Raw genomic sequence first — 13,808 nt, forward strand, 5'->3', positions numbered from 1 at the left:
AGGGAATAATCTACAAGAAAGTAAACCTCAATAATAACATATACACAATTAAAAAAAAGAATACATGAAAGTATCAATTAGCACAATTAAAGATTGGTTTAGAAATGGCTTAAGACCAACACAAACACAATTTTGGGCAACTTGGGATAGTTTTTGGCATAAGGATGAGCAAATTCCTTTTTCGTCAATAGAAAATATACAAGAAAATTTAGATGAAAAATTAGATGTGGAAGTATATGAAAATGAAAAAGCTAATTTTCAAAATACATCATTTAAAAATGTAGGTGATGGAACACCTAATGTTGACACAACAATGTCTGCTTACAGGGAAGGTAAAATAGGTGTAGGAGAACCAGATCCAATAGAAACAGTAGATGTTATTGGTTCTGGAAAGTTTCAATATACCTATTCAGATGGTTCTATAGCTAGAGCTACTTTAGGTGGAGAAAACACGAATAGTGAAATAGGATTGCCTAGTGGATTAATAAAAACGAATACGTTAGCCTTTTTTCCAGATCAATCAGCGCATCCAGGAACTCAAGGGTATTTTTATACAGGAGATATTTCTTCTTTAGTCCCTGCGTCAGGAAAACTATCAACAGGAATGGGGATTGCTAGCTTAACAAACACTAAATATGCTAGATCAGCATTTTTTCCATATAACAATAATGGAAATCCAGAATCTGAATATGTAGGTGTTTTTGAAGCTAGACATGAAGATGGAAATGCAACGGCTGTTCAAGTATTTAATAAAGGAGGAGAACTAGGTAAAAAGAATGAGGCTTATCTGGTTTTAAGGGCATCTGTTAATCATACAGAGACTGTTGCTAGAATTACATTAAGCCCTAGGATAGCAACTGTAGAAGGAGCTTTATTACAACTTAAAGAATATGCTGATGATACATTAATAGAAGGGTATGTACATAATGATGATGAAGCAACTACTGGAACAGCAGCGACTACTATAGGAGCGTTAAAACCTTTAGGGGTTGATTCTGATGGTAATGTTGGTAAAATTTTAACAGGAACTAGTGAAGTTACTGCATCTAATGGGGTAACTGAAACTTCTGGGGATATTAAATTAGGAGGAAATTTAATAGAAGAAACAATTATAGAAACTGACACTAATCTATTTAGAGTAGGAAATACCCAATCTGATGATGAAGGAGGTTTTCTATATTCCAATGGTATGACTATAAATGGGAATGATATAACTTTTAAACAATCTGTTGCAGATGTTATAGAATTAACAGATGACACAACTATAATATCAAAATTTAATAGAGATCTAATAATTGGAATGTCTGGGATAATTTTTGATACAGGTTTTAGTTCAGGAAGAAGCGTAGATTTTGTTACTCCTGATATAAGATTTGCTATAAATAATGGAAGTCCTAGATATTATGCCATATTTGATTTCTTAGGTAGTGAAATAGAAGATCCTAATTCAGGGTTTCGAAATGTTACCTATTTATTTCCTAAAAGATCTGGTAGAATCGCTTTAGTAGAAGATTTTCCAACTTTTGAAGGTTATTCAGAAACAGGGACAGTTCTAGGAGGAGACTTGGTTTCTACTATAGGATCAGGACCTGATTCTACTTTAATTCTTGAAGGACTTCCAATACATGCTGATGAGACTGCGGCTATTGCAGCATCTTTAATAACTGGCACAGTTTATATGACAGCAACAGGAGAATTAAGAATTAAATTATAATTTGAAATATGATACCAGATTATAATAATATTTTATATGGAGAAACGAATAGAGAAGTGTGTGACATATTCTTACCCGTTTCTGATACTCCTACAGGGGTAGTTATAGAATTTCATGGTGGCGGATTTATATCTGGAAATAAGACCAATACCTATAATGAGACGACTAAGCAAGATTTTATAGAAGCATTATTAGATAATAAAATAGCTTATATAACAGCTAATTATGATCTAATGGAGACAGTTGTAGAAAGAAAAGGAATTATTTCTAGTTTAGAATCTTCTTTAAAATTAATTAAATACCTAGAAAATAATTTAGGTGCCTATAATTTAGATAGGGATAAATTTATTTTAAAAGGGCAATCATCTGGTGCTGGTATAAGTATGTGGATTGGATATCAAGATAATAATATACTTGCTATTAGTATCGCACAGCCACAAGCTACTTATGATCTCTTAAAATGGGATGATGTATTTTCTGTTTATGGATATAATGTAAAATTAGATTATCAAACTAATGAACTTTCCAAAATATCTACAGATAGATTTTATGCTGTGACATCTTTTAAGGAAATAGAAGATGTAAATTTCACTAGTTATAGGGAAAGTGTAGATATGCTACAGTTTATAGAAACCAATGGGGGTGTTCCTACCTGGTTACTTAGTAATGCTTCTACATTTGAAACTCAATTAACGTCTAATACGTTGCTTGATATTAACCATAATAGTTACCATGGAAAAACAATACTAGATGCTTTAAATAGTAAGAAAACAGAAGTTATAGCTTATTTAACAAGCGGTTTAGATTATACAGATCCAACAGAGGAAGATGAATTGAGTTTTATTATTAGAAAAATAAACGGAGATAAAAAACAAGTTGATTTTCTAACAAATCTAACAGCGGCATACCAATTTAATGACAATTTTAGTGATTCTATTGGAGCAAATAATGCTGCAAAATTTGGGATTGTCAAATTCGTAAATGGGTTAGTTGGAAAAACTGCCGAATTTGATGGATCGACAGGTCATTTGATTATTCCACCTACAGATGATTTTACATTTACAGATGGAACTCAGGATCTTCCTTTTCATATTTCGTATTTAACAAAAATAAACACGTTAGATGACCAGTTTTTTATAAGTAGGAGAGGGCGGACTGGTGAAAATAAACTAGAATGGTCCATTAATATATCTAATGGCTATCTATATATTATGTGTCGATTAGGTGATAATACTGGAAGAATACAAGCAAAAGTTAATAATCCTTTAATTATTGGAGAATGGGGACAACTTGACTTTGGATATGATGGTTCAAAAGATGCAAGTGGATTAAAAATATATAAAAATGGTGTATTACTGCCTTCAGAAAATATAGAAGTCGGCAATTATACTGGAATGGATAATACAGGAGCAGAAACATATATAGGGAGAGATGAGTGGACAAATGGATTATTCCTAAATGGGCAAATGGATACTATTAAGATCTGGAAAAATAGAGAACTAAAAGAACAAGAAGTTATAGCACTATATAACAAACAATTGGCAGGAGTAGATGTCTTGTCTTAAATCAAAATGGTTTTAGAAACACTGAAACTACCGATTCAATCCTGAAAAAGTAGCGATATTTAAAACTAACTGATCTATTTTTGACAACTGTTAGAATGATGAAAATCAGGATAACAAGATAGTAATACTAAGTATATATTAAGTAGTATTATTTCATTGAAAAGTTGGATTATGTAGCTTTAAAAGAAGAACTGAAACTACCGATTCAACTCTGAAAAAGTAGCGATATTTAAAACTAACTGATCTATTTTTGACAACTGTTAGAATTATGAAAATCAGGATAACAAGATAGTAATACTAAGTATATATTAAGTAGTATTATTTCATTGAAAAGTTGGATTATGTAGCTTTAAAAGAAGAACTGAAACTACCGATTCAACCTTGAAAAAGTAGTGATGTTTAAAACAAACTGATTTACTTTTGACAACAGTTAGAATGATAAAAATCAGGATAACAAGATAGTTATACTAAGAATAAGTTAGGTAGTACTATTTCATTGAAAAGTTGGATTATATAGTTTTAAAAGAAGAACTGAAACTACCGATTCAATCCTGAAAAAGTAGTGATGTTTAAAACAAACTGATTTACTTTTGACAACAGTTAGAATGATAAAAATCAGGATAACAAGATAGTTATACTAAGAATAAGTTAGGTAGTACTATTTCATTAAAAAGTTGGATTATGTAGTTTTAAAAGAAGAACTGAAACTACCGATTCAATCCTGAAAAAGTAGTGATGTTTAAAACAAACTGATTTACTTTTGATGACAGTTAGAATGATGGAAATCAAGATAATAACATAGTAATGCTAAGTGTATATTAAGTAGTGCTATTTCATTGAAAAGTTGGATTATGTAGTTTTAAAAGAACGACTGAAACTACCGATTCAATCCTGAAAAAGTAGTGATTTTTAAAACAAACTGATCTACTTTTGACAACAGTTAGAATGAAGAATGATATTGAAAAATTATTAAAAAAAGTTGTGTATTATACATACGATACTGTGTAATAAATTAGAATTATGAGAAAACAGAGAGAAGCACTAAGGGAATATTTTAAAAATGGAGATCGTCCTACAGAATCTCAGTTTTCAGAGCTTATAGAGTCATATGTACATTTAAATGAATTGAATTTTGGATTGAAAGTATATCCATCTGGAGACTTAAAAGAATCTTTTTACCATTTTTATAGAGCAACTAACATTAATAATACTTCAGCTGGACATAAGATTTTAGAAGCTTCTTTTGGTAGTACAGCAGATACAATAGCAAATTATACTCATGTTTTGAGTAGAAGAGTAAAGTATAAACAGCTTATATTTAAAATACAAGGTGCTATCGATATTGCAAAACACCAACCTAAAATTATTATAGAGCGCTATAAGCAAAAGAAGAAATTAGCTAGTGGTTATGTAAAACCTGCCGGTTTTTATAAAGAAAAAGTTGAGGATGCTGCATTCTGGAATAGACAATCAGAATATGATGTGACCTCTAAAGAAATGATAATAAATGTAAATCCTATTCATTATTTTAAACCACATAATAATTTTAGCGAATTTAGGCCTTCTGGTAGTATATATAGAAGTGGATCTTTTAAATACTCTAAACATAATAAACCATTTGTTCCAATTCAAGTAAAATTACAAGTTACCATAGATAATATGGATTATACGTCTCATCCTATAGACTTAAAAATAGTATTAGGAAATGGAGAAGAAACAGATGCAATAAATTTTGCTTTTAATTAAGCAATACGTTCATAAATAAAATAACCTTAACTGTGTAGGATGCCTTTATAAGTTTAACCTTTATAAAGATAGTCAGGAGACTAGCTTTTATATATGTATAGCTTTCTTAGGCGAGTTAGAATTTACACCAGTACTATAAAGTGGGATTGTTTGATAAGACAAGGGTTCGCACCTGTAAACAGAGGTTTACTTTGGTAAATCAAAAACTTACAACCGTGGATCACGGCTCATCAACACTCATATGTACTACCGTAGAAGACAGGTTACACTAGTATTAAAAATGGGGGGTTCTTTAGTAAGACACGAGTCTACTAACTTAAGCCGCGATTTACTTCGGTAAATCAAAACTTAGACCTGTAGATCACGGCTCACTATTCCCTCAGAATATACTTCTGTAAACATAGACTGCTTTTGAGAGTGAAGATATATATTGCTTTTCAAGTGATTGTTAGTAGGATCTTCATGGGAGAGAGACTCTAGGCCAAAACACCTAACAGTGTTTCTGTGAGACTCTTTAGTCTGTTGGTAACCTTGCGGTTAAGGTTTTATATTAAAAAAAAGAGGTTAATCTATATAGATTAACCTCTTTTTTTATGATTAATAATTAGGGTGATAGATATGCTCTTCTATATATTTTTTAAGGTCAGTAGGTCTTTCATCTCTTGCAAGTCCTAATTCATACGCTTTTTCTGCTACAGCTACAGCGATATCTAATGACAGTCTTCTAATTTCTGTTAATCTTGGATATAATGCTCCTTCCTGTATATTTTCTTCGGTAACAAGTTGTGCAAGTGTTCTAGCAGCGACTAAGAATAAGTCATCAGGAATTGTAGATGCATTTGCCATGATAGCTCCTAAGCCTAACCCTGGAAATATATAGGCATTATTCCCTTGTCCAGGACGAAACTCTTTTCCATTATAGGATACTTTATCAAATGGACTTCCGCTTGAAAAAATAGCTTTTCCTTTACTCCAGGTATATGCCTGTTCGGCAGTACACTCTGCTTTTGATGTAGGATTAGACAAAGCAAAAATAACGGGACGGTCATTTATAGTGGTCATGTGTTCTATCACCTCTTGTGTAAATGTACCTGGTGCTCCTGTCGCTCCTATAAGTACATGAGGTTGTATAGTATCTATCGCTTCTACAAAGTGACGATGTGGTACTTCATGTGCATATGGTAAGTTATGAGACCTTAAGTCAGTACGACTTGCAACCACTAATCCTTCTGAATCTACAAACCAAAGACGTTTGCGAGCTTCTTCTGGTGATAATCCTTCATCTATAAAAGCAGCAACCATCAAATCTGCAATTCCTGTAGCTGCAGATCCTGCGCCCAAAAACATCACTTTTGAATCAGAAAAAGAACGGCCTGTAATCCTACTCGAAGCATATACTCCAGCTAGAGCTACAGCAGCAGTACCTTGTATATCATCATTAAAACTTAAGACGCGATCTTTATAAGTATTTAATAGCCCATATGCATTAGGGGTTAAAAAATCTTCAAATTGTATAAGTGCTTTTGGATATTTCTTTTGTACAGCTTGAACAAACTCTTCAACGAGATCTAGATATGCTTGCCCTTCTAGTCTTTTCTTTGGATATCCTAAGTATAATGGATCATTGAGAAGTTCTTCATTATTAGTTCCTACATCAAGCATGACTGGTAAAGCTTGATGTGGGGGTATTCCAGCACAAGCCGTATAAAGCGCTAGTTTTCCTATAGGAATTCCCATACCATTAGCTCCTAGATCACCAAGACCAAGAATACGCTGTCCATCTGTGATGACAATAATTCGGATGTCATCTTGTGGCCAGTTATCCAGAATGGTTTCTATTTCTCCTTTATCTTCTGGTGTAATGTAAAACCCTTTTGGACTTCTAAAAATATTAGAAAATTCTGTACTTGCTTGACCTACAGTTGGAGTATAAATCAATGGCATAATCTCTTCTATATGATCTATAGCTACTTTATAAAAAAGACGTTCATCTCGTTCTTGCAATGAGGATAGTAAAATATAACGCTCTATATCATATCCTTTACGACGTATCCCTGCTATGATGCGTTCTACCTGTGTATCTTGACTTTCTACAGAATAAGGCAATAAGCCTCTTAAACCTAATTGTGCCCGTTCCTCTTTAGAGAAAGAGACTGATTTATTAAGTGTTCCATCTTCTAAAATGGCAAGACATCTTTTTTGTGTTGGCATGAATTCTTTATTTAGTGAGTTAGTATCTTTTAAGTTGTAAGATGCCACCTTGGTCAAAAGGAAGAATCTCTGTTTGAAACTGATTATATACTGTAGCCGGAATTCCTAAATCTACTATATAAATCTTTGTTGTTGTAGGAAGATCATATAAGATTTTTTTAGGAGCAGCGAGTGTGACAATAGTATCTGCTTCAAAAAAGAGTGTATGGGGATTTCCCAAATACCCTGTTGGGATGTCCAGCACTATTTTTTGCGCATTACTAGCATTTGCTTGTATGATTCTTTCTTCTAAGGTTTCTCTTAATGGTAGCTTTTGCGAAAAGCCTAAATAAGCATCTACCCAAACATCAGGTTGTGATATCGTATCGAGGGAAGCTCCAAATTTTAAAGCTCTTTTTAATTGAGCTTTAGGAAGTTCTTTTGTAATCTCTGTAAATGGATCTATATATACCAGATATCCCCAAGCTGCTAGTCTACGGGCGGCAACAAGACCACCACCACCATTATTTCCATTACCAACACCTATCTTAATAGATTGTGTTTTTTCAACTGTTTTTGAAATTACCTGAGCTAATTGGTATCCAGCATTTTCCATCATAAGCTCTATAGGAAGATTATAATGTGCAACTGCATAATAATCCATATCCATAAAGCTTTGAAGCGTTAATGCTTTTTCTTTTGAATACTTGATTATTGGATAATGTACAATACTTGACATGTACTTATAATGATTTTGGTTGTTAGGTAATAGTCAGTTTTACTAACTTACTAGACGAAAGAAATAAAAAATACTTACGTATTAAAAATGTAGAATTGATAAGTGTGTCTTCTTTACGACACTATTCATAATTCTATAATTATGAACTTTAGATTACATATTTTTTGTGTATCGAATTCTATATGTTCTTAATATGTTTTTTAGTTTTTTTTGAGAGACATTAAGCTCATCAATTTTAATCTTTTCATATACATCCTCACCTATGTAGTAAAATAGGAATGGAATTGTATTCTTTCCATCTGGTTCATAAATGATTTCTTCATCCATGATCTCAGCCCAAGGAGCGAAGCCATAGACTCTGGAAGTAATTCCTTGCCGATCAATACTAATATGTGGTTTTCTGTCTAGTGATTTTTTTAAATTTTTAAAGGTGTAGTAGGCACCAAAAATGACAGCAAGGAAAGCCCATATTTGGTATTTTTCTTTCGAAAAAAATATAAAATAGATTCCTACAATCAATAAAAATATAGAGATGACAAGCTGAAAGATAATGGTAGTTTTAGAAAAATAAATAGCAGTTTTTAAAGGAAGTGAATAATCTTCTTTATAGATGTCTTCTTTTTCAAATTTATGTTTGAGTTTATCTATTTTTTCTTTTTGATATTTAGATCTGATTTCTGTTTTTTCAAATTTGCTATGATCTCCCCAAATCAATTTTTCTTCAATAGCTCTTTTCTTTAGTTCGTGAACATTTCTTACATTATTAAATGCCCATATTCTCCATTTTGTAATCATAAAACTCCAGATGAGCCATGCTAATACAAAACCAATCAAAAATGCAACAAATATTCCCCAAACAGGAATGAGTCCTTGATACTTTAAGTAAAATGATAATGCAGGGATACCAAATAGACTTAAAAGTACAGGAGCGTTCACCATAAAATGCCCCTTCCAAATAGCTTTATCAACAGATACGTACTGCCTCATATAGGCTTTATTCTTTTATACCAGGTTGTTTAATTTCATAACCACCTTCATCAGCTTTTGCTTTATCGACCATTGCTTTTACATCACGCAGTAATTGTTTTGCATCGTAGATAATACCGTCTTTGATAGTGTATTTTACACCTCCAGTTCGAATGACCTCATTATCTTCAGTAAGTTTAATAGCACCTGTACCATACAGTACTTTTAAATTTTGAAGTGGGTTTTCGTCTACGATCACAAAATCGGCTAGTTTTCCTACTTGTACAGACCCTATTTTATCATCCATTCCTAAAGCTTCAGCTCCATTAAGAGTGGCTGCACGGATAACTTCCATAGGATGAAATCCTGCTTCTCTAAGAAGTTCTAACTCTCTGACATATGCAAATCCATATAGCTGAAAGATAAATCCAGAGTCAGACCCAGTAGTAACGCGACCTCCTCGGTTTTTATACTCATTGATAAAAGTCATCCACAAGCGGTAGTTTTCGCGCCAAGCGACTTCTTCTTCAGTACCCCAAAAATGCCAATATGATCCGTGAGAGATTTTACTTGGCTGATAAAAGCGCCATAAAGAGGGTAGGGTATAATCTTCATGCCACTCTGCGCGACGAGATCTCATAAGATCACGACTTGCTTCATAGATATTAAAGGTAGGATCCAATGTGAAATCGAGTTCAAGGAGTTCGTTCATCACCGCATTCCAATGGTCAGAATAAGGAGCTGCAGCTTGTTTCCATAAGCGCCCAGCTTCTCCAAATCGGTGTTGTTCATTGTTGTAATTATAATCTAGCGGATAATCTTGTACAGTGCGGTCTTCAAAAAGTGCTTCGGGTAATCCATACCAATGTTCCATGGAGGTAAGTCCAGCTCTTGCAGAATGTAATACATTCCATCTTGCAACACTTAGTTGTGCATGATGCATGGATGAGGTAAGACCTAACTTTTTATTTTCATCTAGAGCGGCTTTCATAATATGCGGTTCGGCTCCAAAGAATTTAATCCCGTCGGCTCCTTTTTTTGCATTGTCACGTACCCATTGTCTTGCTTGCTCTGCTGTTGTGATAGGCGTTTTACTTCCAGAACCAAAACCTGTATGAGCAACAAGTCTTGGTGCAATGATCTCGTTTTTTGCAGATCGACGTTTAAGGTCTAATGTATAATCAAGCCCTCTTCCTGAAGGTTCTCGTACTGTAGTCACACCATGCGCCATCCATAATTTAAATACATAATCCCAATCTGCTCCTTGTGCAACGCCACCTATATGTCCGTGCATATCGATAAAACCTGGTAAGAGGTACATTCCATTTGCGTCCAGTTCTTTTCCTCCATTTTTAAGTTGAGGACGTTTTGTATTGTCTATGGGAACTCCAGGATACCCTACGACTTTAATTTGTTTGATGATATTGTTTTCTACGACGATATCTACAGGACCTATTGGTGGTGCACCGTCTCCATTTATGACGGTCACTCCTCGTATGATTAATTGATTAAAAGGGCCTTGTTGGGTTTGCGCTTTCGCGAAAGCGTATAGACTCAAAACAAATGTTAGCGTAAGAAGTAATTGTTTTTTCATAATATCCTTAATCTCTTTGTGGTGATAATCTTACTTATGTAATCCTTCGAAGATAAGAATCTTAATTTTGAATTATATTTTTTTTTGATAGATGTTATAACCAAGCATTCCCTTGTTCTCGTTGGAAATCTGTCATACCAATGCGATTTCTATATGCATTTATAATCTCTCTATCTTCTGGTGTCATTATCTCTTGATATGCCTGAAGATTACGTAGGTCAGAAATAGTGATTTGATCTTCAGGGACTTGTGCAAATGCACCTGGATAACGAGCAGCTACTTCTAGAATAGGACCTGCGTTTGGTAATGGTAACCGAGCTAAAGCTTCAGGACCTGTGGTATTCATAACGGCATCTCTAGCAGCATTGCCACCGTCAAGAATAATTTGAGCTTGTTCATCTGTTAAATTTGCACTTGCACTCGCAAGATATTGTTCAATAAAGGGACTATCAGGTGTGGCAGAAATGGCATCATTAGACATAACACCGTTAATATTACCCAATTTAAATCCAGCGGGTGCTTCACCACCAACTAAACCAGCAGATCCTTCGGTAGGTAAATTGTCTGAATCCATATAAGTACCACCTTCGGCTTGCAATGCAGCTAGGCGAACAATGTCTGATAATGCTCCTGTTGCTGGTGGGTTTACAGCACCTGCATCGTTAACTGTAGGTAATTTATTTGTAGCATCTGCTATACGTGGGTCATCATCACCTAAGGTATTTATATTTGCGATTTGAACATTATGTTCTCCTAATGCTTCAATTTGATCTGCGCTTGCAGCTTGAGAGTTATCATCTACCCATAAACGTAATGTAGTTCCTTCTCCCATGGCTTGACGCCATAGTATGATATTATTTCTGCGTTCGTCTGGAAGGCGACCTCCTAACCAAACAAAATGCATTCTTTGATTAATGATTGGAGCTGCTTCTTCTCCAGCTTCTTCTCCAGCTCCTACAGGTGCTATTTGTTGTTGTTGACCTCCGGCTAATAAATTCATAAGACCCATAATACCATTTCCGAAACCATTTATAACATATCCCAGACCATTCATAACATTTCCAATCATTCCACCTAACCCTCCTAATGGCCACCCTATGGCTTGAATAGGTGATTGATTATTAGATCTTATCGTAGATGATTTTAATTCACTATGATTAGTATTTTCTTTTTTTTGAATAGGTTGTTGTAGTGTATTAATATCTGGCGATTTATTTTTAAAACTATGATGTTCATTTGTAAGATTACTATGCTCCATAGCCTCTAGCAATTTTCTTTGTACAGTAGTTTCGGGTCTATTATCTGTAAATTGAAAAATAGGTGTTTTTCCTTGTTTTTCTTGATGTAATCTGGCAGAAGCCGTTTGAGTTGTAGTTTCTTTTTTTTTACTGATTGGAGTCTGCATACCATTAAAGATATTATAATACGCTATAAATCAAGGAGTAAAACTTATGTAAAACAGGTTGTGTCTACGATTTGTATACGAAAATGATGAAAAGAGAAGTATTTGCTCTTGCAGAGACTAATTAAACAGACGAGTTCTTAATATATAAAGGGATGATACTTCCCATCTATAATGTTTTATTAATGAAGTAGGTTTTGTTGAGTTTACGCGACACCTACAGCAGATATGTTTTTTGCCAATGCGTATAGATTCAAAACAAATACAACGTGAGAAGTAGTTGTTTTTTATATAGAAGATTATTTTAAATAGTACTAGTTTATTAGTCTAAAACTCTGTGCTATTTTTTCGCCAGCAACGACATCTTGATTATAACAATAGATGGTAGCTTCATAAATAATTTTTTCTTTTTCGTTGTACATCACCACTACAAAAACGGGTGTTTTTGGATCTTCATCTAGATCCGATGATCTTACATAATATCCATGTTCCATGTGTGGTAATTTTATAGCAGTTTTCACCTCGTGTAAGGATAACTGACGAGCGATTGACTCTGTTGTTTTAGAAAGATTTACAAAGTAATCTTTTGCTACTTCATTAGGGTAAAATATTTCTATATCTACAGCAAGATCATCATTTTCATACCCTACAACGCGATCAGACTCTGTATCGTATTGTGCTATATTTGCAGACGTTTCAAATGAAAAATGATACTTTTCTGATCTAAGTGTTCCTTGAGAAAACCCTATTTGGGAAGTTGTGATTAGGAAAACGATAGTGTACATTATCTTTTTAGTCATAGGTATTGATTGTAGTTGGTATTTATAATGGGCGATTGTATGCTTGCTAGTTATTGTCTAAAGATACGTATTGTGGTTTAAATACATTAAAGATGTCTTCTTGGTTTTACAGATCAGTTATTTACTGGTTTTTTGACACTATACGCTTTCGCGAAAGCGTATATATTTTAAACAAATATTAGTGTAAGGAATATTTGTTGGCTTGAATTATCTTCCTTTGGAGGATACATTATTTTACAGTTTTCACCTTTCCGTAAGGTTTTTTCTCCCAAGATTTAGAATAGAAACCCATTAATTCTTTTACATCTTTTAGTTCTAGTTCTGAAAATTGAAGATTAAAATGCGTAAGTATTTCTGTTTCAAATTTATCGATAAATTCAGGATACATAAGTAAACAAAGATTGTCATTGGTATAAATTTTTACCTGTTTACGATGTTGCTCTACTATATGAGTTAGATATTTTTCTTTGGAGGTATTTGTAAAACTTCTTTCTATAAAATGTTTTCTTAGTATATCTGTAGGTTGATAAAACCAATTTTGTATGCCTCCATCTGATTTATAAAGAGATGCCACTACATCTTCTGTATTTCGGTCTATGTATGTCCATTTTGTAGATGGGTATATTTTTTGAAACAAGCGTATCATAAACACATTCCAAGATGTAAATTTAAAAATTATGTATTTTTCTTCCCCGATGGGTTGGCGGTATGCATCTATGATAATTTTTAATTGAGTCATTACTTTCTTCTCAGGAAGGTTGTGTAATAGGTATGAAAGTAATAATCCGTTTATAGCTTCTGTTTCTGAGATGACTCTAATTTTTGATGATATACCCAGCATTCTTGAGAGTAATGTTGATCCACAATGAGAAGTATGAAAAATGAAACCTTTGATTTCAAGTAAGTTGCTATCATCAAGAAGTTCTATTTCTTGTAGATTATATTGTTTTTTAATGTGGTTTCCACCTTGTAGAGCTATAGCACCTTCATTAAAAAATGGATAGTCAAATGCTTCTCCATTGATCTGTTTACAAATAGTAATTGGTTCTTTATCTACAATGGTATATTCAGGGAATATTCTTTGACTCATTC

General features: G+C 33.5%; 10 protein-coding genes. 3 read left to right on the plus strand and 7 right to left on the minus strand.

Annotation, left to right across the window (positions count from 1 at the left end; all coding sequences use genetic code 11):
• The first annotated feature begins 64 nt into the window (after positions 1–64).
• The 3 genes from ABJD27_RS04280 (at position 65) to ABJD27_RS04290 (ending at position 5,025) form a co-directional block, all read left to right on the plus strand.
• On the plus strand, positions 65–1,714 hold the full coding sequence (locus tag ABJD27_RS04280) for a hypothetical protein (protein ID WP_348170553.1): 1,650 nt from the start codon (positions 65–67) through the stop codon (positions 1,712–1,714).
• A gap of 8 nt (positions 1,715–1,722) precedes the next feature.
• A complete protein-coding gene (locus tag ABJD27_RS04285) occupies positions 1,723–3,279 on the plus strand; it encodes a LamG-like jellyroll fold domain-containing protein (protein WP_348170550.1) in 1,557 nt (518 codons plus the stop codon).
• Positions 3,280–4,299: 1,020 nt separating this feature from the next.
• Positions 4,300–5,025: a hypothetical protein gene (locus tag ABJD27_RS04290; RefSeq protein ID WP_348170547.1), complete on the plus strand. Its 726-nt coding sequence runs from the start codon at positions 4,300–4,302 to the stop codon at positions 5,023–5,025.
• 597 nt (positions 5,026–5,622) lie between these two features.
• Here ABJD27_RS04290 and ABJD27_RS04295 read toward each other — a convergent pair.
• The 7 genes from ABJD27_RS04295 to ABJD27_RS04325 all read right to left on the minus strand — a co-directional run bounded on the left by ABJD27_RS04295 (position 5,623) and on the right by ABJD27_RS04325 (position 13,806).
• A complete protein-coding gene (locus ABJD27_RS04295; RefSeq protein WP_348170544.1) occupies positions 5,623–7,284 on the minus strand; it encodes an NAD-dependent malic enzyme in 1,662 nt (553 codons plus the stop codon).
• Complete coding sequence (locus ABJD27_RS04300; RefSeq protein WP_348170541.1) at positions 7,256–7,954, minus strand: NAD(P)H-hydrate epimerase; 699 nt, start codon at positions 7,952–7,954, stop codon at positions 7,256–7,258. Before ABJD27_RS04300 ends, ABJD27_RS04295 begins: the two co-directional genes overlap by 29 nt.
• A 153-nt stretch (positions 7,955–8,107) precedes the next feature.
• Positions 8,108–8,941, minus strand: coding sequence for a hypothetical protein (locus tag ABJD27_RS04305; RefSeq protein WP_348170538.1), 834 nt, complete (start codon positions 8,939–8,941; stop codon positions 8,108–8,110).
• Between the two features lie 7 nt (positions 8,942–8,948).
• The gene (locus ABJD27_RS04310; RefSeq protein ID WP_348170535.1) at positions 8,949–10,514 is read right to left on the minus strand and encodes an amidohydrolase family protein; all 1,566 of its coding nucleotides are present in this window, start codon (positions 10,512–10,514) and stop codon (positions 8,949–8,951) included.
• A gap of 94 nt (positions 10,515–10,608) precedes the next feature.
• Entirely contained in the window at positions 10,609–11,919 is a 1,311-nt protein-coding gene (locus ABJD27_RS04315; protein WP_348170532.1) for a glycosyltransferase, read from the minus strand.
• Between the two features lie 311 nt (positions 11,920–12,230).
• A complete protein-coding gene (locus tag ABJD27_RS04320) occupies positions 12,231–12,716 on the minus strand; it encodes a hypothetical protein (RefSeq protein WP_348170530.1) in 486 nt (161 codons plus the stop codon).
• A 229-nt stretch (positions 12,717–12,945) separates the two neighbouring features.
• Complete coding sequence (locus ABJD27_RS04325; RefSeq protein ID WP_348170527.1) at positions 12,946–13,806, minus strand: hypothetical protein; 861 nt, start codon at positions 13,804–13,806, stop codon at positions 12,946–12,948.
• Positions 13,807–13,808 lie beyond the last annotated feature (2 nt).

The sequence above is a fragment of the Dokdonia sp. genome, from assembly GCF_039945015.1.
Taxonomy (GTDB): Bacteria; Bacteroidota; Bacteroidia; order Flavobacteriales; family Flavobacteriaceae; genus Dokdonia.